The 23,987-nt window shown below is 42.1% G+C and carries 21 protein-coding genes; 4 read left to right on the top strand and 17 right to left on the bottom strand.

All coding sequences use genetic code 11. The features are described from left to right. Positions 1 to 28: 28 nt before the first annotated feature. Together perR and AC0VZ9_RS06300 are read right to left on the bottom strand one after the other, a co-directional pair. On the bottom strand, positions 29 to 466 hold the full coding sequence (gene perR / locus AC0VZ9_RS06305) for a peroxide-responsive transcriptional repressor PerR (RefSeq protein ID WP_162272000.1): 438 nt from the start codon (positions 464 to 466) through the stop codon (positions 29 to 31). 108 nt (positions 467 to 574) lie between these two features. Further along, positions 575 to 1,132: a cob(I)yrinic acid a,c-diamide adenosyltransferase gene (locus AC0VZ9_RS06300; RefSeq protein WP_251263806.1), complete on the bottom strand. Its 558-nt coding sequence runs from the start codon at positions 1,130 to 1,132 to the stop codon at positions 575 to 577. 384 nt (positions 1,133 to 1,516) lie between these two features. Between AC0VZ9_RS06300 and AC0VZ9_RS06295 the strand changes: the two genes are divergently transcribed. Then, complete coding sequence (locus tag AC0VZ9_RS06295) at positions 1,517 to 1,717, top strand: hypothetical protein (protein WP_139266800.1); 201 nt, start codon at positions 1,517 to 1,519, stop codon at positions 1,715 to 1,717. A gap of 22 nt (positions 1,718 to 1,739) precedes the next feature. Here AC0VZ9_RS06295 and bcp read toward each other — a convergent pair whose 3' ends face one another. The 5 genes from bcp to AC0VZ9_RS06270 all read right to left on the bottom strand — a co-directional run bounded on the left by bcp (position 1,740) and on the right by AC0VZ9_RS06270 (position 5,458). Further along, positions 1,740 to 2,210 carry a thioredoxin-dependent thiol peroxidase gene (gene bcp / locus AC0VZ9_RS06290; RefSeq protein WP_019383514.1) on the bottom strand — a complete coding sequence of 157 codons (471 nt, stop codon included), beginning with the start codon at positions 2,208 to 2,210 and terminating at the stop codon, positions 1,740 to 1,742. 73 nt (positions 2,211 to 2,283) lie between these two features. After that, positions 2,284 to 2,697: a potassium channel family protein gene (locus AC0VZ9_RS06285; protein ID WP_009335854.1), complete on the bottom strand. Its 414-nt coding sequence runs from the start codon at positions 2,695 to 2,697 to the stop codon at positions 2,284 to 2,286. A gap of 139 nt (positions 2,698 to 2,836) precedes the next feature. Next, a complete protein-coding gene (locus tag AC0VZ9_RS06280; protein ID WP_009335853.1) occupies positions 2,837 to 3,622 on the bottom strand; it encodes an ABC transporter permease in 786 nt (261 codons plus the stop codon). A gap of 3 nt (positions 3,623 to 3,625) precedes the next feature. Continuing rightward, complete coding sequence (locus tag AC0VZ9_RS06275; RefSeq protein ID WP_009335852.1) at positions 3,626 to 4,417, bottom strand: ABC transporter permease; 792 nt, start codon at positions 4,415 to 4,417, stop codon at positions 3,626 to 3,628. Between the two features lie 33 nt (positions 4,418 to 4,450). Continuing rightward, complete coding sequence (locus tag AC0VZ9_RS06270) at positions 4,451 to 5,458, bottom strand: ABC transporter ATP-binding protein (protein WP_009335851.1); 1,008 nt, start codon at positions 5,456 to 5,458, stop codon at positions 4,451 to 4,453. 193 nt (positions 5,459 to 5,651) lie between these two features. Between AC0VZ9_RS06270 and AC0VZ9_RS06265 the strand changes: the two genes are divergently transcribed. The 3 genes from AC0VZ9_RS06265 (at position 5,652) to AC0VZ9_RS06255 (ending at position 13,425) form a co-directional block, all read left to right on the top strand. Further along, positions 5,652 to 6,944, top strand: coding sequence for a glutamate-1-semialdehyde 2,1-aminomutase (locus AC0VZ9_RS06265; protein WP_284951415.1), 1,293 nt, complete (start codon positions 5,652 to 5,654; stop codon positions 6,942 to 6,944). Between the two features lie 414 nt (positions 6,945 to 7,358). Continuing rightward, positions 7,359 to 11,831 carry a glutamate synthase-related protein gene (locus tag AC0VZ9_RS06260; RefSeq protein ID WP_475397149.1) on the top strand — a complete coding sequence of 1,491 codons (4,473 nt, stop codon included), beginning with the start codon at positions 7,359 to 7,361 and terminating at the stop codon, positions 11,829 to 11,831. A 514-nt stretch (positions 11,832 to 12,345) separates the two neighbouring features. Continuing rightward, a complete protein-coding gene (locus tag AC0VZ9_RS06255) occupies positions 12,346 to 13,425 on the top strand; it encodes an FUSC family protein (protein WP_009335847.1) in 1,080 nt (359 codons plus the stop codon). A gap of 59 nt (positions 13,426 to 13,484) precedes the next feature. Here AC0VZ9_RS06255 and nikC read toward each other — a convergent pair whose 3' ends face one another. The 10 genes from nikC to fabL form a co-directional block, all read right to left on the bottom strand. Then, complete coding sequence (nikC, locus tag AC0VZ9_RS06250; RefSeq protein ID WP_050807843.1) at positions 13,485 to 14,345, bottom strand: nickel transporter permease; 861 nt, start codon at positions 14,343 to 14,345, stop codon at positions 13,485 to 13,487. Between the two features lie 54 nt (positions 14,346 to 14,399). Then, entirely contained in the window at positions 14,400 to 15,404 is a 1,005-nt protein-coding gene (locus tag AC0VZ9_RS06245) for an ABC transporter permease (protein ID WP_009335845.1), read from the bottom strand. A 119-nt stretch (positions 15,405 to 15,523) separates the two neighbouring features. Continuing rightward, positions 15,524 to 17,134, bottom strand: a complete 1,611-nt coding sequence (locus tag AC0VZ9_RS06240) for an ABC transporter substrate-binding protein (protein WP_252246052.1) — start codon at positions 17,132 to 17,134, stop codon at positions 15,524 to 15,526. 78 nt (positions 17,135 to 17,212) lie between these two features. Then, entirely contained in the window at positions 17,213 to 18,181 is a 969-nt protein-coding gene (locus AC0VZ9_RS06235) for an ABC transporter ATP-binding protein (protein WP_009335843.1), read from the bottom strand. Then, on the bottom strand, positions 18,156 to 19,172 hold the full coding sequence (locus AC0VZ9_RS06230) for an ABC transporter ATP-binding protein (protein ID WP_009335842.1): 1,017 nt from the start codon (positions 19,170 to 19,172) through the stop codon (positions 18,156 to 18,158). Before AC0VZ9_RS06230 ends, AC0VZ9_RS06235 begins: the two co-directional genes overlap by 26 nt. A gap of 320 nt (positions 19,173 to 19,492) precedes the next feature. Beyond that, the gene (locus AC0VZ9_RS06225) at positions 19,493 to 21,241 is read right to left on the bottom strand and encodes an ABC transporter ATP-binding protein (RefSeq protein WP_475397148.1); all 1,749 of its coding nucleotides are present in this window, start codon (positions 21,239 to 21,241) and stop codon (positions 19,493 to 19,495) included. A 175-nt stretch (positions 21,242 to 21,416) separates the two neighbouring features. After that, positions 21,417 to 21,947: a nucleoside tri-diphosphate phosphatase gene (ntdP, locus tag AC0VZ9_RS06220; RefSeq protein WP_009335840.1), complete on the bottom strand. Its 531-nt coding sequence runs from the start codon at positions 21,945 to 21,947 to the stop codon at positions 21,417 to 21,419. A 291-nt stretch (positions 21,948 to 22,238) separates the two neighbouring features. After that, a complete protein-coding gene (locus tag AC0VZ9_RS06215; protein WP_475397147.1) occupies positions 22,239 to 22,490 on the bottom strand; it encodes a YgaB family protein in 252 nt (83 codons plus the stop codon). Positions 22,491 to 22,699: 209 nt separating this feature from the next. After that, positions 22,700 to 22,891 (bottom strand): gamma-type small acid-soluble spore protein, encoded by a 192-nt coding sequence (locus AC0VZ9_RS06210; RefSeq protein WP_009335838.1) that lies wholly within the window; start codon positions 22,889 to 22,891, stop codon positions 22,700 to 22,702. An 86-nt stretch (positions 22,892 to 22,977) separates the two neighbouring features. After that, positions 22,978 to 23,727 carry an enoyl-[acyl-carrier-protein] reductase FabL gene (gene fabL / locus AC0VZ9_RS06205; RefSeq protein WP_252246050.1) on the bottom strand — a complete coding sequence of 250 codons (750 nt, stop codon included), beginning with the start codon at positions 23,725 to 23,727 and terminating at the stop codon, positions 22,978 to 22,980. Positions 23,728 to 23,987 lie beyond the last annotated feature (260 nt).

Genomic DNA, 23,987 nt, shown 5'->3' with positions numbered 1-23,987 from the left:
CACACAGCCGGCAGCTTTAAATAATTTATTAGTGAGCTTCTTTACTTGCACAATCCGGACACGTTCCGTAAATCTCCATTCTATGATGGCTGATTTTAAAACCTGTAACATGTGAAGCAAGGTGCTCTACTTCATCAAGACCAGGATAGTGGAAGTCTACAATCTTGCCGCAGCTTTCACAAATGACATGATAATGATGAGTGGTTACAAAATCGAAGCGGCTAGATGCGTCACCATATGTCAGTTCCTTTACCAGGCCAACCTCACGGAATACTCGTAAATTATTGTAAACTGTTGCCACACTCATATTTGGAAATTTACCCTCTAATGCTTTGTATATATCGTCAGCAGTAGGGTGTGACATGGAGTTTATTAAATATTCAAGTATCGCATGACGCTGCGGAGTGATACGGACTCCAGTATCTTTTAAAGTATCCAGCGCCTCTTTTAATTCCATATGCGCCACCGCCATGCACCTCTTTTCCAACAAATATTCTTACTTTATAATCTTTATAAATAGTGTACTAATTTTTTACCACATTTGTCAATATTACAAACTCCTTAATAGAGGGAATCAACTCTTTTCAGCGTGAAGCGATTGCTCACCGGAGCCTAAATGGTGATTGACAAACCGGGCAGCAACAAACAGCAGATCTGACAATCGGTTCAGATAAACTAAAACGATCGGATTCACTTCTTCACCGAGCGAGACCGCACATCGTTCCGCTCTTCTCACCACCGTTCTAGCTACATGGAATGCAGCTCCCGAAGGGTGACCGCCGGGTAATATAAAGTTATTAAGCGCTCCAAGGTCAGCCTCCCACTCATCAATTTGCTTTTCCATGAAGGTGATATCCTCTTGCTTTATCGTCCATTTAACTTCTTTTCCTGCAGGCGTTGCCAGCTCTGCTCCTGCATGAAACAGGTCTGTCTGCACTTTACGAAACACCTGCTCCACTTTTTCTTTTCCGCTGAAATACTCACTTCTTAAATGGCTTAAGGCCATTCCAATCATAGAATTAGCCTCATCACATGAACCGTATGCCTCAACGCGAATGTCATTTTTACTGACTCTCTGCCCGTATATTAATGACGTTGTCCCCTTATCTCCCGTTTTTGTATAAATCCTCATCTTAATACCCTCTTTCAAAATCGATCGCATTAATAATCTTTGTTATTTTATATATATGTATGAAGGTTATGCTTAAAAATTTAACCAGACTTGGACCTTTTCATTTTCCGCCGGCAGTTTATTTAACATGCCCTAACAAAGTACCAAGCGTAAACTCAGCCATAAGAATTTCATTCCCATTGCATGTTTTGAAATGCATTTCATCTATTCCTGCTGACATCACCATAATCCACTTTAATTTTTTTATCTTATTAATTCTTACCCATGTGTAATAAATACTTAGCATCATAAAGGATTTCCCGCAGCTTCAAATCCGTCAATAAATAGAAAATCCCCTTAAGGAAAATCCAGTATTGCCTCTTCCTGCAGCTCTTGGGAGGCAAAATGGAAGAAACAATTTTCATAACTACCACTCCATCTTATTTTAATTCACCGTTTCACCCCATGCCGCTTGGCAAAAATAATAAACATAAAAAAAACGAACCTGTTCAGGTCCGTTTCGAAAAAGTATCTGAGGAGGTATGCCCTAATAAAATGATATGCAAAACTTGTTCTTCGGAATGGACAAAAGCCTTGTTCCGTTAAAAAATAGGCAACCCATTTGCGGCTAGGACAAATTCTCCTTTATATATTCCAGTGTCTCCTCGACATGCCCTTTTACCTTAACCTTGCGCCACTCTTTAACCAGTTTGCCTTCCTTGTCAATAATAAAAGTGGAACGTTCAATTCCCATGTATTCTTTCCCGAAGTTCTTTTTCAGTTTCCAGACATCATAGGCATCTGCCGCTTTATGTTCCTCATCCGCAAGCAGCAGGAAAGGCAATCCATGCTTTTCAATAAACTTCTCATGCCTGCTGAGCGGATCGGGGCTTATTCCTAAAACGACAGCATTCACATCTGCAAAATTATCATGATTGTCCCTGAAATCACATGCCTGGGTTGTGCAGCCAGGCGTCATGTCTTTCGGGTAAAAATAAAGAACAATATTTTTCCCGAGGTAATCTGATAACTTTACCTTTTCACCATTACTGGCCTCGAGCTCAAAATCCGGAGCTGCTTTACCGATTTCAATTGCCATTTTAATTCCTCCTGTTGAATAGGTTTCTTACTCTAAGCCTATCCAACTTTGTGGTCAAAAACAACTGATAGCATTATGAAACCCGGTCACCTGCATCAAATACTACCCTGGCAACAAATGCTGCCGGGATCACATAACCGATTAACGCTTCCAGTACGGCAATAAGCCTGCCTATACCAACAGGACTGATATCTCCATACCCAACTGAAAAAAGTGTTACCGCACTAAAATAGAAACCCGTCTCCAGTCTCTCGAGGAAACCAGTTTCCATATAGTCAGTGCCGTCCATTAAAACCACCAGCCCATGTAAATCAAGCCATATATATATAAGGCCAAACCCAATCATAATCGTTGCATACAAACTTATCAGATAAAGGAAATTCTCCACAGAAACCCATCTTCCCTTTATCTTGGCGGATGAGAAAAGAGTCTGCAGACTCATGATCATACACAGCACGATTAAAATCAGCGATAAATAAAATGCCATACTGCACCTCATTTCGAAATGCTTATCAATTCATTTATACGCTTATAGCCAGTCCTGTATGACAGCCTGTCTCTGAAACGTCTTTCTGCTTATACTCAGAATTTCCTCCCATAAAAAAAGCCAGGGATATAACACGTCTTTAATTGCCCGCACCGCGATAGCGCTTAACACCTGAATTCCAAGCCAGAATCGAAATGCTAAAGAATACTATACCGATTACAGGCGTTAAAAAGGAATACAAAAACCATTCCTCTTTCCCCAAAAAGTATGAAGCTGGATATACACCAACAAAGGCAAACGGAAGCACCCAGGTTAGGACGAAGCGTATGACACTATTATAAATATCAACCGGATACCTGCCATAATTCCCGATGTTGTACATCATCGGCATGATTGATGTTCTGGCATCCGCCCAAAAGCTGATGCAGGCAATCATGACAAAGATGCCACCGTACACAAGCATTCCACCTATCACAAATAAGAAGAATAAGAATGGATCTGTCCAGGATATCTCTAAACCAAGACTGTTTCCGGCGTAAATCATAACCGCAATTCCAGTAACAGCCCCAAAAAGAGATTCAAGTTCCATCCGTTCTAAAACGATTTGGAACAGACTATGGATCGGCCGGGTCAAAATCCTATCGAGTTCTCCTTTTACAATATATCTCTCATTAAAATCCCAAATATTAAAGAATGATGAAAACAGTGCATAGGGCACAAGGAAAAATCCGTAAATAAAGATAATTTCATCCCTTGTCCAGCCCCCAAGGAGAGTTGTATGGCCAAAGACGACTAAGATAAAAATTAAATTGACTGCCTGAAATAATAGATCTGAAAGGATCTCTACAAATAAATCTGCACGGTACTGCATTCTTGTTTTCATATATTGGGCGACATATTGAAAGAAAATGGCTATATAAAACATCTGTCACCCTCCTTGAATAATGAGCTGTTTTTTCGCTATGATCCACAGAACCTGAATTGGCATTATCAGAATAAGAACCCAGATCCCCTGCATAATGATAGCTTGTATAGCTTCGTTATTTGAAAAGCTATTTGTAAAGATCATGCTCGGCACATAGCTAATACCCTGAAAGGGCAGAAATCTTAATATATCCTGTGCCCAGACCGGAAAAAAGCTGATAGGAATCAGAAGACCGGAAAAGAGATCAATCACAACTCTTTTCGCCCGGATAAGCCCAGTATTATTAAATAAGAAGAAAGTGGTAATACCTGTCAATAAATTAATTTGCGTATTTATAAGAAAACTTAATAAAATCGATACCGCAAAGAAAATCCAGGTAGTCCAATCCGCAGAAAATTGGAGTGGAAAAATGAACGAGACAATTGCCATTCCCGGAACCGAGAAAAAGAAGAGACGGAATATCCCTTCACCCAATCCCTGCATTGTTTTCATGCCCAAATAATTATATGGGCGGATCAGTTCCACCGCTACTTTTCCTTCTTTAATCTCAGCAGCCATTTCCCTGTCTATATTATTAAAGTAAAATGCCCTTGCCATCCACGCTACAGCCACATATGTCGACATCTGGATCACAGACATTCCCTCAATCGCATCTTTTTCTCCATAAATGGCGCTCCACAGGAAATAGTAAGCGCCAATATTAATACTGTATATCAGAATGCCTGTATAGTAATTCGTCCGGTAGGCAAGCATCATCAAAAAGCGGATCCGAATCATTTCTATATATTTATCCACAGGAACACCCCCGGTTATAAATAAATCCTTTCATTAAGAGATCCCCCGGTCATAAATATTTCTAATTATTTCCTCTGTTGAAGTTTCTTTAATATTGATGTCTTTCACTTTCAAATCCGCCACGACTTTAGCGATAAGCAGGGAAATCAGTTCATCATTATCCTCCACAAAGGCGGTAAAGATCGCTTCTTTCTCATCCTTTTCCCATTTTACTTCAGATGATGCCGTAATCTTGTTTAAATCAGCAAGGCCCACTTCTTCAAGAAATTGAAATTCTATTTCCTTCCCTTCTCCCCATTTTTCCTTCAGGCTTTTTAATGCTCCATCATAAATGATTTTACCGTCATCTAACATAACAACTCGTTCGCATAACGCCTCAATATCCGAAAGATCATGAGTGGTCAGGAGAATAGTTGTATTATATTTTTCATTTATTTCCTTTAAGAACTCCCTGATTTTCAATTTTACAAGCACATCTAGCCCAATAGTGGGCTCGTCTAAAAACAGCAGCGGAGGATTATGGATGAGTGCTGCTGCCAGCTCACACCTCATTCTCTGCCCGAGTGAGAGCTTCCGGACCGGTTTATCGAGCAAAGGTTCAATATCTAAGGTTTTGATAACATGCGCCATATGGCTGTCGTATTGCTCATCAGTAACCTTGTACACCTTCTTGAGCAGCCTGAAGGATTCCTGTACAGCAATATCCCACCAAAGCTGAGATCTCTGGCCGAAGACAACTCCAATCGTGCTGACGAATTTTTCACGGTCTTTATGAGGGTTCATTCCATTCACAATCACTTCACCGCTGGTTGGGGTTAGAATCCCTGTCAGCATTTTTATGGTGGTTGATTTCCCCGCCCCATTTTCACCAATATACCCAACCATCTCCCCTTGCTTTACATTAAAACTGATATTGTTAACCGCTGGCACAATCTTATAATTCCTTGTAAGCAAATCACGGAAAGCACCTTTTAATCCTGAGCGGCTTGAATATGCTTTAAACTCCTTCTTTAAGTTGCGTACTGTTATTGCATCATTCATCATTACTCCTCCTGCCAATTAATGCCCTAATGAAATAGTTTAGACAAACAGCGCATTCTTCACAACTAGATTGCTCCATTTCCGCTTTCTAAAATACAGAATAGTCCGCCTTCCCCTTAGATTGGACGAAGCCCCTTCCAAACATGTTAAAATAATGATGAACGTATAATTGGATTTTATCAGGAGGATTAACATGCAATTTACTAATTCTGAACGGCTGCATAAACAGGCTTTAGAACATATTGTCGGCGGGGTGAACAGTCCTTCCCGCTCCTATAAAGCAGTTGGAGGCGGCTCGCCGGTTGCAATGGAACGTGCACAGGGCGCTTATTTCTGGGATGTGGACGGAAATCAATATATTGATTATCTGGCTGCATACGGTCCCATCATTACCGGGCATGCCCACCCCCATATTACAGAAGCAATAAAAACAGCAGCTGAGCGCGGAGTATTATATGGAACTCCTACACCACATGAAGTGAAATTCGCAGAAATGCTAAAGGAAGCAATGCCTAATTTGGATAAAGTCCGCTTTGTGAACTCAGGAACTGAAGCGGTCATGACCACGATCCGTGTTGCAAGAGCCTATACGGGCAGGGACAAAATCATTAAGTTTGCAGGCTGCTATCACGGCCATTCCGATCTTGTACTGGTTGCTGCAGGGTCAGGGCCGTCAACACTTGGAACTCCTGACTCTGCCGGGGTTCCAAAGAGCATTGCCCAGGAAGTGATCACAGTTCCTTTCAATGAAATCGAACCATATAAGGAAGCGCTGGAAAAATGGGGCGACCAAATCGCTGCCGTCCTGGTGGAACCGATTGTCGGCAACTTTGGAATTGTTGAACCCAAACCAGGTTTTTTGGAACAGGTTAATGAATTAACACATGCAGCCGGGGCACTAGTCATTTATGATGAAGTCATCACAGCATTCCGGTTTATGTATGGCGGTGCCCAAGACCTGCTAGGGGTAAAACCAGACTTGACAGCTATGGGGAAAATCATAGGCGGCGGCCTTCCAATCGGTGCGTATGGCGGGAAGAAGGAAATCATGGAAACAGTAGCTCCGTTAGGTCCTGCATATCAAGCAGGTACAATGGCTGGTAATCCAGCTTCGATTCTGTCAGGAATTGCATGTCTCGAAGTATTGAAACAGCCTGGTGTCTATGAATATCTGGACCGGCTTGGCGAATTGCTTGAAAAAGGCATTAGTGCAGCTGCTGAAGAGCATAACATTCCCATAACAATTAACCGATTAAAAGGCGCCCTGACAATCTACTTTACGGAAGAAAAAGTTGTGAATTATGAACAGGCGGAAAATACAGATGGAGAAATGTTTGCAAAATTCTTCAAGCTGATGCTCAATCAGGGAATAAACCTGGCTCCATCAAAATATGAAGCATGGTTTATGACAATTGCGCATACCGAGGAAGATATCCACGCAACAATTCATGCGGTTCAAAACGCATTTCAGCAATTAAAAGGCTAATAAATATTCATATTTTTATACATTAACGGGAGCAGAAATGCTTCCGTTTTCTTTAACTCCAGTAATGAAAACGTTTACAAACAAGGCGATTTTTTATACACAAACTAATGTCCCCCTTCTAATCATATCCAACTTTTTGTATAAATAATTGATTTCTGAAAATTCATATGATATGATGGGAGAAATCTTTTGTGTAAGAGCGGATTTCGCTGGCATAAAGAGTTTAATATATTATTAGACTGTCCCGAATAATCGAACTATTCATTTAATAAATGCCTATGCATTTATCCTTTCAAAACAAGATTAACTTTGCAGCAGCCTCATTTAAAACCCGTAAACACTAAATTTTTATAGATTACTATTTTTCAGGAGGTGAACGGCTTTAAGGCACAGCCTTATTTTCAGCCGAATTTTATGACATTACAGCAATGGAGTCCTTCACTTTTTAAAGAGTTTCACCGCCAGGAGCACGATGCGTGCGGCATTGTTTCTGCAATGGAGAAAAAGAAAGTCCCAACCCGCGAGAATATTTTCAGCTGTATCAATGCACTCGTTACGATGAATCACCGTGCCGGTTTTATAAATGGAGAAGGCGACGGCGTAGGGATTCATATTGATATCCCAAGAGAGCTATGGAAAGAAAAGTTAAAACAAGCAGGAGCAGATCCTAAAGCAGCAGAAAAGGAAGGATTTGTCGTTGGACATGTGTTCATGTCCAGAAAGCAGGATACTGAATCACTTAAAGCCATTTTGCTGCAAAAGCTTGCTGACGCAAATCTAATGGTTATTTATGCATCTGATGAAGTAACCGAGTCCTCAGCTTTAGGTCCCATTGCCATTCAGGAGAATCCTGTATTCTGGCAGTTTGCCTGTTTAGCAGAGGAGACTGGCGGAGAGCTTTCCAAGAAGCTCTTTGAATTGATTGTTGACTTTGAAGAAGACGAACATGTTCATGTCGCTTCCCTTAGCCAGCATCATGCTGTATACAAAGTAATGGGAGCGGGAGACATTCTGCCTAAATACTATCATGATTTAGCAAGCCCGCTTGTTGCTTCAACAATGACGCTTGGGCACAATCGCTATTCCACTAACACATTATCAAGCTTTTTCCGCGTGCAGCCTTTTAGTGTGTTAGGACATAACGGAGAAATCAACACGATTGCCAAGCTTAGGGATGAAGCCAAAATGGTTGGCGTTCCACTTGTAAAAGACGGCAGTGATTCTCAGGATTTGAGCAGAACACTTGAAACATTTATCTGCAGGGATGGATTTACCCTGTTTGAAGCAATGGATGTTATGTTCCCGCCTATCGTGAATGAAATCAAATCATACCCTGATCACCTTCAGGATATGTACGCCTATATCCGTGAAGCATGGGGACATTTTGCTCAAGGTCCAGCAGGAATTATTTCCCGTTTTGCCGATGAAGCTGTTTTCAGTGTCGATGCGCTGGGTCTCCGCCCGCTTTGGATGCTGGAAACTGAAAGTTCTTATCTGTTCTCTTCTGAGCCTGGTATCATCCCATCCAGTGAATATGTAAATGAACCTAAGCCGCTTTCACCGGGTGAAAAGGTTGGTTTAAAATGGGACGGAGATACACTTGCAGTATACGAACACAGCCATTATCAGGCTGAAGTTTTTGACAGATTTTCAAAGCGTGTGAACACTGATAACTTCCGGATTCGCCTGCAATCTCCTAAACTGGAGAAAACCGTCTCTGTAAACTATCCGGATAAGATTCATAACGGGCAGTATAAAGCTTTCGGCTGGGAGAGAGACCATGTCCAGCTGGTAGAGCAAATGGCAGAAAAAGGAGCGGAGCCAATTCGTTCTCTTGGACACGACTCCCCTTTAGCAGCACTAAATCCTCAGCGGAAAAACATCGCAGATTTTATTAAGGAAAGTGTTGCTGTCGTTACAAACCCTGCCATTGACCGTGACCGGGAAACTGAGCATTTCTCAACCCGCACGATTATCGGCCAGCGTCCTTCTTTATTTGAAAAACAGGAGCCAGGGGCCGTAATTGAATTGCAGACTCCTATTTTAATAGAAGGCAAAGCAGGCTTTGAATGTTCCGTTGAACTTAATCAGCCGAGCTACGATCAGGTAACCTGCTTCTATCAGGAACAAAAGCTGATATCTTATTTGTCTACCACATTTACGAAAGATGAAACGGTAAAAGAAGCTTTAGACCGTTTATCTGCAGAAGCAGTTGATGCTGTCAAAAATGGCAAAACCCTGCTTGTACTAGACGACGCCAATGCTCATCAGGAGAACGCTTACTGGATTGATCCGCACCTTGCGGTCTCTGCGATCGATCAAGCTCTTGTAAAAGAGGCTGTGCGCCGTGAATGTTCCCTATTGCTGCGCTCAGCTTCAATCAGATCGCTTCATGATATCATCACAGCATTCGGTTTAGGCGCTGATATTATAAGTCCTTACTATATGTTTATGACAGTTCTTGGCGAATCTGAAACACCGCTGAAGAATTTATATTCAGCTCTGACTAAAGGACTGGAAAAAGTCATTTCAACAATCGGCATTCATGAATTAAGAGGCTATGGACGTTTATTCTCTGCCATTGGTCTTCACGAAGAATTAGCCGAATACCTGAATATAGTGAATTTCTTCGGATCTAAGGAGCTTTCATTTAGCTTTAGTGCTTTAAAGGAAGATGCATTTGCAAGAGCAGAAGATTACCAGAATGAAAAAGAACGGATCGGAAAAACATTCAGCCTTTTCCCCCGAATCTGGAAAGCGATCGGCGAAGTTGCCTCAACTGGTGACTACAATGCATATAAGGAAAAAATCACAGAACAGGAAGACCAGAATCCAACAACAATCCGTCATTTAACCGGATTTAAGGAAACTGCTTCTCATTTAAATCCTGAGGATATCAGCCTGCATGTGGGCGAGCATGACCTGCCATTTGTCATTTCCTCCATGTCATTTGGATCTCAGAATGAAACAGCCTTCAGAGCCTATGCTGAAGGTGCTGACCGCTTGAACATGGTCAGCCTGAATGGCGAAGGCGGAGAAATCAAGGATATGCTTGGAAAATATCCGAGAACCCGCGGACAACAAGTGGCATCAGGACGCTTCGGTGTTAATGCCGAGCTCCTTAATTCATCCAACCTGCTGGAAATAAAAATAGGGCAGGGTGCAAAGCCTGGTGAAGGAGGTCACCTTCCTGGATCCAAGGTAACTGCAAAAATTGCCGAGGCACGTAATGCAACAATTGGATCGGATTTGATTTCACCTTCCAACAATCATGACATCTACTCGATTGAAGATTTGGCACAGATGATTCACGAGCTTAAAACAGCCAATGACAAAGCTAAAGTTGCGGTAAAGGTGCCAGTTGTGCCGAATATTGGAACCATTGCAGTCGGGATTGCAAAAGCTGGTGCCGATATAATCACACTGAGCGGTTTTGACGGAGGTACAGGGGCAGCAAGAATTCATGCCTTGCAGCATGTAGGCCTTCCGGTTGAAATTGGTGTTAAGGCAGCCCACAATGCCCTTCTGGAAGCAGGAATCCGCGATAATGTGGAGCTTTGGGCTGATGGCGGAATCAAGAGTGCAGCAGACGTATTGAAGGTTATGCTGCTAGGTGCTAACCGTGTAGGCTTTGGTACACTTTCCATGCTTGCTATCGGCTGTACAACATGCCGCGGCTGCCATCTTGATACTTGCCATGTTGGTATTGCAACACAAATTGATTCAGAAGCACAGGCGAAGGAACATGGTTTAAGAAGGTTTGTTCCTCGTCAATTCGACCTTGCTGTCCAAGGCATCATGAACCTGTTTACTGCTTTTGGCAACGAACTGAAAGCACTGGCAGCTTCAATTGGTGTAAAAAACCTGCAGGATGCAGTAGGACGTTCTGACCTGCTTGTACAGATTAAGGGCCAGGATCAGCTTGATCTGACTCACCTTCTGAAAACACTTGAAATCGGCCAATTCTCAGTCCAGGAAACACCTGAAGCACTAAAGGAAGCCCAGCTGCAGGTGGCTGTTGGAGCAGAGTATCTGGATGCAAGTGTGGAAGAATTACATCAGTCACGTGAGTTCCATAGCATCACTTCCGAGCAGCGAGTACTGGGAAGCCGAGTATCCTGCCACCGTGTAAGAGACAGACTCGACGGTTCTTATAAAACTCTTCCGCAAGTTGATTTGAAATACAAAGGCGGATCCATCCCGGGCAATGGCCTTGGAGCTTACAACAGTTTCGGCATCAACATCGAAGTTGCTGGAGGAGCACAGGATGGCATCGGAAAAACTTCTTTCGGCGGACAAATTAAAATCTTTAAAGCAAAAGGCAAGAATGGTAAGTTTTATAATGGCTCTGTTGGTAAAGGCTTTGGTTATGGCGCTCAGCAAGGTTTGCTTGTGGCACAAGGAAATGCTGACGCCCGTGCCGGAATCAGATTATCTGGAGCAGACATGATTATCGGCGGCCAGCTGCAAAAGCCGCTGCCTGAAAAGGAATACGGCAATATCGGTTCAAATGCAAATATTAAAGGGTTTGCCTTTGAGTATATGACTAATGGCCGAGGCCTGGTTCTGGGTGATGCTGGTCCATGGATCTGCGCAGGAATGACAGGCGGTGTTGTTTACCTAAGACACCAGCCGGAAAGGGGCTTAACAAAAGAAGCCATCCAGCGCAGAATTGCCAAGGGAGCAAAAGTCTCTGTTACTCCTCTTTCCGATAAAGGAAAGGAAGATGTAAAAGACCTGCTTGGCCAATACGTTGCACTGTTGAACGATCAAGGCCAGGAAGAAGAAGCCTCAAAGCTTGCTTCCCTTCTTAATCATCCGGAAGACCACTTCGTTCAAGTCATTCCGGTCAAAGAACAGGCAGATCCTTCTGTTTCCACAGAGTGATGACCAACCAAGCCCCAACCGTTTCAGCGGATGGGGCTTTTAGTCTTAGTTTGGCTTTTTTATTCTGTTTTGGCACAACTCCCAGTTTCTTTCACTGCTTCTGTGCTTCGTCCAGCGCACTATTCCGCTCCTTGAGTTCCTTTCGCTACTTCCCCACTTCGCCAAGCGGCACTATTACGCTCCTTGAGTTCCGCTGTTTCAGTGCTCCCCCAGCGACAATATTCCACCACATGATTTCCATCACTGTTTCCGTGCTTCGCCAGCCGCACTATTCTCCTTTCTCTTAAACTTATCACATCGTTTAGGCACCTTTATCTTTTTTACAACTTTTAATAAAAATTTCATGAAAATGCCCCTTGAACTTCTTTCCATATCCCTGTATAGTACAATATTGTTTAATAATGAGCAAAACCGTTTAAAGTATGTATAATTACTGTAATTGCGGTTTAATTCAACTTGCTTTTTAATGAACCACAAGATAAAAAATCTTAAAGAAAGAAAGGACATTTATTGTATGAAACTTGGCGCCCGCATACTTAAGACGGGAATCGCAATCATTCTAGCTCTTTTATTATCGGAACTCTTTCATCTGCCTGCTCCAATCTTTGCAGGAATTGCAGCTATCTTTGCTGTTCAGCCGACTATTTACAGATCTTATCTATCTATTGTTGAACAGATCCAGGGTAATGCGATCGGTGCAGTAATTGCCGTGATTTTCGTGCTATTATTCGGCAACGATGTCTTCATTATAGGTCTGGCAGCTATTATTGTTATCACGATTAATCTAAAGCTTAAAATCGAAAACACGATTGGACTGTCACTTGTAACCCTGATTGCCATTATGGAAACACCTGGCGATACCTTTTTGCAGTTTGCACTTATTCGTTTTTCAACCATTATGCTTGGTGTATTATCGGCTTTTATCGTTAACCTTGTATTTCTTCCTCCTAAATACGAAAATAAACTTTACTTTAAAATATCCAATAGCACGGAGGAAATTACCAAATGGATCAGGCTAAATATACGGCATGCGTCTGAACACAAACTGCTCAAAAACGATATTGATAAAATGAAAGAAAGCAATGTGAAGCTTGATCAGCTGTACTTAATGTATAAAGAGGAAAGAAATTATTTTAAACGCAATGATCAGGTTAAATCCAGAAAACTCGTTATATATAGGCAAATGATCTCGACTGTTAAACGCTCACTGGAAACGTTAAAAAAGCTTCACCGCTATGAAAATGATCTGCTGCAAATGCCAGAAGAATTTCAGCATGCAGTTCAGCAGCAGCTTGATATCCTTATCCACTATCATGAACACGTCATGCTTAAATTTATTGGAAAAGTCCGGCCGAATGTAGTTTTTGAGGAAGGCGACTTCAGCCTGAGCAGAAAGGAACTGGTGAACCTTTTCCTGGCTCAGCATAAAGAGTATGAGCATGATGAAGAATCCATTCTCCCTCATATCATGCAAGTTGTATCAGCTATTGTTGATTATGATGAACATGTGGAACACCTTGATAAGCTTATTTCCAGTTTTCAGGCATATCATAAAGAGGAAAATGAGGTTTCAATACCGGAGAACTCCGAATAGCCGGGGGATATAAACTAACAATCATAGGAAAAAGCAGCTGATTTCAGCTGCTTTTTTTGTTAGTTCTTCATTCTTGGGTCAAGTGCATCCCTTAATCCATCACCCATTAAGTTAAAACCTAGAACCGTAAGCATAATCGCAAGCCCAGGGAAAATCATCGTCCATGGAGCCTGTATTAGATATGCCTTAGCATCAGAAAGCATTTTTCCCCATTCAGGATTTGGCGCCTCTGCACCAAGGCCAAGAAATCCAAGGGCAGCACATTCAATGATTGCTGTTGCGATGGCAAGTGTTCCCTGTACAATAATCGGAGCCATGCTATTTGGGAGCACATGCCTGAAGAGAATCCGGCTGTTGCTCATTCCGATCGCTTTTGCGGCCATTATATATTCTTCCTGTTTTACACTCAGCACCCTTGAACGAATAAGTCTGCCAAAGTTAGGAATATTGATTACCGCAATGGCAATCAGGGCATTTCTCAATGATGGGCCAAGCACTGCCACAATCGCAATGGCCAGCAAGATGCTTGGGAAAGCCAGCATGATATCGAAAATGCGGGAGATAATTGTATCAACCCATTTGCCATAATACCCTGCTACTACACCTAAAAGGCAGCCAACTACAATAGATCCGATTACGGCCAGAAACCCTACCCATAAGGAGATCCTTGCCCCATAAACAACTCTTGAGAAGATATCCCTGCCGAAGTCATCCGTTCCAAACCAATGCTCGCCTGATGGTGCCTGAAGCCTTTTTGACAGCATTTGCTCATTAATTCCCTGCGGCGCAATAAGCGGTGCAAATACAGCCAGAAGAATGAAAAATAATACAATAATGGTGCCAATTAAAGCCAGTTTATTTTTTCTAAAGCTCCTCCATGCTTCCACCCAGGGGGAAACTGCTTTTTCTTCAGCTGGCATAATAGGCGGCTGAAGGTCTTTTTGTGTTGAAAGTTCCAAGTCCGTTCCCCCTCCTTAATTATATTTAATGCGCGGATCGATTGCTGCATACAGCAAGTCCACAATTAGATTGATCATGACAAAGATAAATGCAATGACAAGTATGCCTGACTGGATAACAGGATAGTCACGATAATTGATAGCCTCATAAATATAACGTCCGATACCCGGCCAGCTGAAAATCGTCTCTGTTAAAATCGCTCCTCCAAGTAATAGTCCCATTTGAAGACCGATAATTGTAAGAACTGGAATGATGGCATTCTTTAACGAGTGCTTATAAACGACCCAGAACATTCTTAAGCCTTTTGCCCTCGCCGTCCTGACAAAATCAGATCTCATTACTTCAAGCATCGTAGAACGTGTAATTCTCGCAATGATCGCCATTGGAATTGTCGCCAGGGCAAATGCCGGCAGAATCAAGTGTCTGATAACATCCCAGAATTGATCCATTCTTCCCTGCAGGAGGGTATCAATCATATATATGTTCGTAATGGCCGTAATCGGATTTCTTACTTCTTCCCTTCCTGAGGTAGGAAGCCAGTCCAGCTTAATGGCAAATGCCCACTGCTCCATTAAACCAAGCCAGAAGATTGGCATGGAAACACCAATAAGTGCAAGCACCATTGCCACATAATCAAACCAGGAATTCTGATACCATGCACTGATGATTCCGGCATTCACACCGATAAAAACAGCAATTAACATGGCAACGAATGTAAGTTCAATTGTTGCAGCCAGATAAGGCCAAATTTCCTGGCTAATTTCTGTTTTCGTACGGAGTGATTCTCCAAGGTCCCCCGTGAAGAGCCCGCCAAGGTATGTAAAATATTGAAGGTACCAAGGCTGATCAAGCCCCAGCTGCTTCGTTAATTCCTCTACTGCTTCTTTTGTTGCCAATTGTCCCAAGATAATCTGTGCCGGATTACCAGGAATTGCCCGAATCATAAAAAAGACGATAAGGGAAAGCCCCAGCAAAACTGGAATAAGGGAAAACAAACGTTTAAGTGTATAGGACAGCATTGCCATTTCACCTCTCTTGAAGGTTGTCTAAAATTTGTTGGAATAGAAAAGGGAGCTACAGAACTGTACTCCCTTTTCCTTGAATATAAGAAGTATACTTATCTCACTTGAAAAGCATCTTATTTAAATTCTACAGTTGCCAGTAAATCAGAACCTGTTGGATGCGGCTTGAAGCCTGTGATATCAGCCTTGCCCGCAAGGATTGGCCTTGAGTGGACAAGCGGAATCCATGGAGCATCTTCTTTGATCAGAACCTGAGCCTGTTTGTAAAGCTCTTCACGCTCTGCCTGATCCGCACTAGCCTGAGCCTTTACAAGCAATTCATGCACCTTAGGGTTTTCATAGTAAGTATAGTTGTTGGAGCCGATGCTGTCCTGGTCAAGAAGCACATATAGGAAGTTATCAGCATCCCCATTGTCGCCAGTCCATCCTAATAGGAATGTATCAGCTTCACCATTCTTGGCTTTATCCAGGTAAGTACCCCACTCATAAGTAACGATTTTTGCTTTAACACCGATTGCATCAAAGTTGGCTTGAAGTGCTTCAGCCACTTTTTGTCCATCCGGCATATATGGTCTAGGAACCGGCATTGCCCATAGTTCCATTTCAAATCCATTTTCATATCCTGCTTCTTTTAAAAGTTCTTTAGCCTTTTCAGGATCGTATTCATAATCTACAACATCATCGTTATAGCCAGCTACAACTGAAGGCATTGGGTTTTTCGCAGGCTCAGCTGCACCAGCATAGAAAGCATCAATTAGAGCTTGCTTATCAACAGCATAGTTCAATGCCTGGCGGACTTTCTTATCTTTTAATGGTCCGCGGGTGCTTGTCAATCCAAGGTAAGCTACGTTTAATGATGGACGTTCAAAAGTTTGAAGGTCCGGGTTTCCTTCGATTTGGCCAACATCACTGAAGTTAACACCATCGATTAAGTCTACTTCACCTGTAGCCAATGCATTTAGACGCGCAGAGTTTTCTGGAATAACACGGAAGATAACCTCATCAAGCTTTGGAAGACCTTCCTGCCAGTATTCTTCATTTTTCACAAGAGTAATGCGATCGTTTGCTTTGTATTCCTTAAATACAAATGGTCCTGTTCCAACCGGGTTGTGAAGGAACTTTTCACCGTGCTTTTCAATAGCAGCCGGGCTGGCAATTCCAAATGGTGACATTGCAAGGTTCTTTAAGAATGGTGCAATTGGCTTGTTTAAAGTAAATTCAACTGTGTAATCATCTACAGCTTTTACTTCAGAGATCTTGTCTCCGAACTGAGAGTTATAGTAATAGAACTGTTCAGCGTTTCCAGCTTTCCATCTTTCAAAGTTGAAGACAACCGCTTCGGCATTAAAATCAGTTCCATCGTGGAACTTTACGCCTTCACGAAGCTTTAATGTATGCTTTAGCCCGTCTTCACTTGCTTCCCATTCAGTAGCAAGGCCAGGCTGAATTTCTGTATCCTGCTCACCAAATTCAATCAGAGTTTCATAGATGTTTTTTGTAACTTTAAATGACTCACCTTCTGTTGTGATAGCGGGATCAAGCGAAGTAGAGTCACCGCCTCGGCCAAATACTAATGTGCCGCCTGAAGACGTTTCTTCTGTATCTGTACCTTTCTCTTTATCCTTTTCGTCTTTCGTTCCGCTGCTTGAGTTGCTGCTGCAGCCGGCAAGAGCCAGTGACAGAAGCAAAGCTGCAACAAGAAACCAAATGCCATTGCGCTTTTTCATTGTTTTCCCCCTTTTTTCTTTTGCCGGTATCGGCTATTAACCTATTTATCATCCATGCAGTTCTGCCCTTTTTATAGCTCAGCTATAAAGATGGCAGGCTGCAAAGTGACCTGGTTCTATTTCCTTCAGCTGCGGCCTCTCTGTTTTGCAGATCTCCATGCATTCTTTGCATCTTGTATGGAATGCACATCCTGTTGGCGGATTCTGCGGACTTGGAATGTCCCCAGTCAATAGCTCCCTGTCTTTCTTTAAAGTCGGATCAGGGATGGGAACTGCACCAAGCAAAGCCTTTGTATACGGGTGCAGCGGTTTATCGTAGAGCTGGTCAGATGTTGTGATCTCTACTAATCTTCCAAGATACATAACACCAACTCTATCACTGATATGTTTAACAACCCCGAGATCATGGGCAATGAATATATACGTCAGCTGGAATTCCTTTTGCAGATCTTCCAGCAGGTTGAGCACCTGTGATTGAATGGATACATCAAGAGCTGAAACAGGCTCATCTGCAATGATCAGCTTAGGCTTGGTCATCAATGCTCTTGCAATTCCAATCCTCTGTCTTTGGCCGCCGCTGAATTGATGCGGATAGCGCTTGGCATGGTAGCTGCTGAGGCCGACAACCTCAAGCATCTCCCTTACCCTCCGTTTACGCTCTTCCTTATTGCCGATTCCGTGGACAATGAGAGGCTCCTCCAAAATCTGCTCAACTGTATGGCGCGGATTTAAGGAAGCAAAAGGATCCTGGAATACCATCTGCATTTCCTTTCTCATTTTGCGCATTTCGGCCGAGTTGAGGGCAGTCAGATCCTTGCCTTCAAAAACTACTTTTCCCTCTGTTGGTTCTATCAGGCGCATCAGCATTCTGCCCGTGGTTGATTTGCCGCATCCTGATTCACCGACCAATCCAAGCGTTTCACCTTTATTGACGAAGAAGCTGATATCGTCAACCGCTTTCACATCGCCTTGTTTTCTTCCAAACAGACCGCCGGATACTGGAAAATACTTTTTTAACTGATTAACTTCCAACAGCACTTCGGTCATTAATGACACCCCCAGACTCATGCAGGAAACAGCGCACCGTATGCTGTTCTGCTTTTTCGACATTGTAAAGCGGAGGACTTTCCGTCATGCAGCGGTCATGGACAAATTCACAGCGCGCTGCAAAACGGCATCCAGTCTTGATGGAGCCCGGTTTTGGGACATTTCCCGGTATGGAATATAGACGCTCCTTCTTTTCTCTTACATCAGGCACTGATTGAAGTAGTCCCTGGGTATAAGGGTGCTTTGGGTTTTTGAATATCTCTTCTACCGGAGCCTCTTCCACTATTTTCCCTGCATACATAACAATTACCCGTTCACAGACTTCAGCTACTACCCCTAAATCATGTGTGATCATAATAATAGCTGTATCCAGTTTTTCATTTAGATCCTTCATTAAAGATAGAATTTGGGCCTGGATTGTAACGTCTAAAGCGGTCGTCGGCTCATCCGCGATCAAAAGGCGCGGATGGCAGGACAAAGCCATGGCAATCATTACCCTTTGCCTCATTCCCCCTGAGAGCTGATGGGGGTATTCCTTCATAATCTGCTCTGCCCTTGGCAGTCCAACAAGCTTCAGCATTTCAACTGCCTGCTGGCTCGCGGCTTTCTTTTTTAATTTTTTATGTAATTTGATTCCTTCTACCAGCTGATCTCCAATTGTAAATAAAGGATTTAATGAAGTCATCGGCTCCTGGAAAATCATAGCCACTTCATTGCCTCTTAATTCACGCATTCTTTTTTCTGATGCATTAACAAGATCTTCTCCATCCAAGAGGATTTCGCCGCCCGTAATTTTTCCCGGGGGCTGTGGAATCAGCTTCATAATGGAGAGTGATGTAACACTCTTTCCACAGCCCGATTCACCTACAATTCCAAGAATTTCACCCTTGTTAACCGAGAAGCTGATATCGTCCACGGCGGGAACTTCTCCATCTGAAGAAAAAAAGGAAGTCCTCAGCTGCTTTACATCTAAAACTGGAGCTTGAGTCACACGGATACTCCTTTCTTGAACGTCCTTTTCTATGAAATGGGACATTTTTAACAATATTGGACCTTAGGTCACTATCTTTTTTTCATTCTATAAAAAAAGATTGGTTAAGTCTACTCATTTTTCTAAATTATTTAAATATAGTAAACATTATATATTTTTAGACATGATTTTGTAAGTAATATCCTACTAATATTTATGAAAAAGATGGAGATTAATGACCGTTATTTGCCGGCAGCTGTTTTAATACTATAGTAATTTAACGCATTGCTATAAAAAAGCGCACAATAAAGCCGGCCCTGTAATAGAGCCGGCTTTTAAACCTAATTTTCAAGCTGCTGAACTTGAAAAAGCTTATAATAATTACCTTGTTTTTTCATTAATTCCTCATGGCTTCCATCTTCAGAAATTTCACCATGCTCTATCAGGATAATTCTATCCGCATGAGTGATGGTGGAAAGGCGATGAGCCACGATAAAAGTCGTGCGGTCTTTAGCCAATTTTTCTAATGCTTCCTGTATCAGATGTTCACTCTCTAAATCAAGGGCTGAAGTGGCTTCATCCAGCACAAGGATCGGCGGGTTTTTCAAAAAAATTCTCGCAATGGCGATCCGCTGCTTTTGCCCTCCCGAGAGCTTCACACCGCGCTCGCCTACCTTGGTATCATAACCTTCAGGCAAATTCATAATAAATTCGTGGGCATTGGCAGCCTTGGCAGCTTCTATTACTTCATCCTCGTTGGCATCGGGTTTGCCGAGAAGAATGTTTGTTTTAACCGATTCGCTGAACAAAATATTATCCTGAAGCACCATGCCAATTTTATCGCGAAGGCTCCTTACCTTAAATGAACGGATATCAGTGCCATCAAGCAGGATTCTGCCTTCGTTGACATCATAAAAACGCGGAATCAGCCCTACTAATGAGGATTTCCCTCCTCCGCTCATCCCAACAAGGGCAATTGTCTCCCCTGCTGATACATCAAGATTTATTTTCTTTAATACTGGAGGCTCATTCTCATTGTAAGAAAAGCTTACTTCTTCAAATTGGATATGCCCTTTAACATTCCGGCATTGGATTGCATCAGAAGAATCGTCTATATCATATTTCTCATCAATTAATTCGAATACTCGATCCATGGATGCTATCGATTGAGTTAAGGTTGTTGATGAGTTAACAAGCCGTCTCAGCGGGCCGTACAATCTATCTATATAAGCGACAAACGCCATCATGACACCGAGAGAAATTTCCCCCTGGATAACCTGGTATCCTGAATAGCCAATAACTAAAAGCGGTGAAATATCTGTAATGGTGTTAACAACTGCAAATGCCTTTGCGTTCCACTTCGTATGGTCGATCGCTTTTGTCAGGAAATTTTTATTTTGCGCATCAAATTGGGTTTGCTCATAATCTTCAATTGCAAAGCTTTTAACAACTGCCATCCCCTGAACACGTTCATGCAGATAGCCCTGTACTTCTGCAAGAGCCTGAGAACGGGCCCTTGTCAGCTTTCTGAGGTTCCCAAAAAAGTATTTGACTGAAAAAGCATAAAATGGAAATAAAAGCAGAGACACAATCGTCAACGTAACATCCATATTCAGCATAATGACAACTGCTATTAAAATAGTTGCCACATCAAGCCATAAATTCATTAAACCGGTTACTACGAATGTTTTGGTTTGCTCAACATCATTTATGACCCTGGAGATGACTTCCCCTGTTCTTGTATTTGCATAGAACCGGAAGCTTAGCTTTTGAATGTGGGTAAAAAGCTTATCCCGGATATCATATAGAATTTTGCTTGCCACCCATTGGGCAAAGTATTGACGGTAATACTCAATTGGCGGACGGGCGATGACAAATAAAGCAATCATCACAGCCATAACCATTAAAAGTGTGCTGGTCTTATCGCTTTGGCTTAATGCCTCATTGCCAATAATATCATCAATTACATACTTAATCAGAAGCGGAATCAAAAGTGGAATGGCAAATTTAATGATGCCTATTATAATGGTTCCGATAATCTGAAGCCGATACGGCTTTACGAATTTCAAATATCTCTTTATACTGTCCAACCGGATCGCTCCCCCTCTCTTCATCATGCAGCTTTTTTATATTGGACTATCAGCCGATATTTCCAATTATTTTTTTAAACTTACCCCTAAACCTGGTAATCATGCAGATCTGGACAAAAATAAAAACCTGCTGACTCAAGGTCCAACAGGCGTTTTTTCGGCATTCAGCCATTTTTTAGCGTCTGTAAGTAAGATAACGTTCATACCATATATCAATAAAGTCGGGTGCAAAAGGTCCTTTTCTCTGACGGATCCAATGGATGAGATTGTCAACATTCGATTTAAGGATGCTGTCAATTACATCGGGATAATTCATCTCCTGACGGTGCCGTTCATACTCATCTTCGTCAAGCAGATTGAATGTCATATCCGGATACACTTTAATATCAAGATCATAATCAATATACTTTAACGCTTCTCCGTCAAAAATAAATGGTGAACTGATATTGCAGTAATAATAAACACCATCTTCCCGAATCATTCCAATCACATTAAACCAGTGCTGTGAATGGAAATAACAAATGGCTGGCTCTCTTGTCACCCATGTTCTTCCGTCAGATTCTGTTACGATTGTCCGGTCATTTCCGCCAATCACTAAATTTTGTGTCCCTTTTAATACGGTTGTTTCCTCCCAGACGCGGTGGATATGCCCATTATGTTTATAGCTGTGTATTTGCATTGGTTCGCCTTCGATGGGTACCGCCATTTTTTTCCCCTACTTTCCATTCCGGAAGCTTTGCAACCTGAAAATACTTTTTTTGGCGCCATTTAATAGGCGTCCTCCCCTTCATGCCGGCGTTTACTGCACAGCATGACTCAACACTATCCAAAAGAAAAAGGCAACAAAGTACGATTCCTGTTTTCTACTATTATAACGGTAAAAGGAAATTTTTAAAACAAAGAGCCATTGAAATGTATCAACGGCTTAAAAAAAAGGATATATAGCTGATTTTATAGGTATAGAAGAACAGATGGATTTAGGGAAGGAAAGTTATTTTTAAACAGTTACATTTACTTCCTGATAGGAGCGGATGACCTCTTCGGTCTGTTCCTCAAACATACGATGAATTTCTTTCAGTTCTTCTTTCATCCTTGCAATCTCATACTGTACACTTTCAAGCTCCGTTTCCTGCTGAATTGCCTTCAATTCTTCTTCAATCTCTTGGCAGCGTTCCAATTCACTTTGAAGATAAAGAAGCTTTTCCATCGTTTTCATCTGTTCTGAAACTAAACTGTTAAAGTTCTCCATGTTTGTTTCACCGTCCCCATTATTTTTCCTATCTTTATATTTCGATGCACCTTTTTTTAACCCTTTGACTAGTTATGTTGACTTTATGGAAGTTTTGTCGAAGTGATGATCAGAGATAAAAAATTGACTGGGGACTTTAATTCTAATCCGCACAAAAAAGAAGAAACCGCCCTTTCCATTTAAAAGGCGGTTTCTTTCTTTAAATGTTATTAGCGGCTTTGTTTGCCGGCATTTTGACCTTTACGAGCTTCAGCTTGCTGGTTTTGCTGTCTTACTTCAGCAGCGTTTGTTTCGCTGGCAAATTCAGTTCCGAATTGGCCTTGTCCAGCAGATTGTGCGTTTTGTTGTCTCACTTCTTGAACGTTAGTTCCAGCTTGAGTTTGGTTTGGTTGTTTAGCCATTATAATCACCTCCACGCTCATTAATTTAACCGAGAGTGGAGGAAACTATCCAACTTTTTTAAATACCAAAGATATCCATTTTCTCATTAAACAAGCAGTGAAATGCCTCCATCCACAATAATCGTTTGGCCGCGGATCATGCTGGATTCCTCACTTATCAAAAACATTACTGTATTAACCATATCTTCAATTTCCACCATACGCCCTGCAGGAGTTTTGGTCTTTGCTTCTTCGAGAAGCTCTGCACGGTTAGGGAAATGTTTTAAAGCTTCAGTATCAACTGCACCGCCTGAAACAGCGTTTACGACGATATTTTTGGGAGCCAGTTCAATAGCCAAGTAGCGTGTCAATGCTTCTAATGCCGCTTTTGAAACCCCCACAGTCGTATAGTTTTCCAGGTAGCGGATCGATCCCAGGGAGCTGATGCTTACTATTTTTCCGCCGCCATTTTTCTCCATCAGCTTTGCAGCTTCCTGTCCGCAGAAAAGCAGAGCTTTGCTGTTAATATTCATTGTCCAGTCCCAATGGGATTCTTCCAGTTCCATTGCCGGGCGCAGTACACCGGATGCTGCATTGTTTACAAACACATCCAGCCTTCCAAATTCACGCTCAATCTCCTGGAAAAGCCCTTTAATTTTTTCTACGTCACCTACGTTTGCTTTTACAACCAGGACTTTTCTTCCCAGTGCCTCAATTTCGGCTGCTGTTTCATTTGCAGCCGATTTGCTGCGTGCGTAATTGATGACAATGTCATAGCCTTCTTTGGCAAGCCTGATGGCCGTTGCCTTTCCAATTCCTCTGCTGCTTCCTGTTATCAGTGCTACTTTTTGTGTCATGATTCAGTTTCCTTTCTGTTATGTATTCCTGTTCCAAACTGTTTAGGGATTGTTATAACGGGAATTTTAAAAATAAGCTGTTCTCTCTAGTTTGGTGCAAGTGTCCTCTAACCAACTCTGCATGTTAAACTTTATTTGAATTTAACAGCACCAACATTTTAAAAAACAGCCTAAATAAAACCCCTTACCGATTTCATTTTAGCTTTTTCCATGTATATATGGCAATTCGAATTAAAACACTATTTGTAATCCAAATAAGG

The organism is Cytobacillus sp. QJM3NY_8, assembly GCF_056173585.1.
This window is presented reverse-complemented; position numbering and strand designations above follow the sequence as displayed.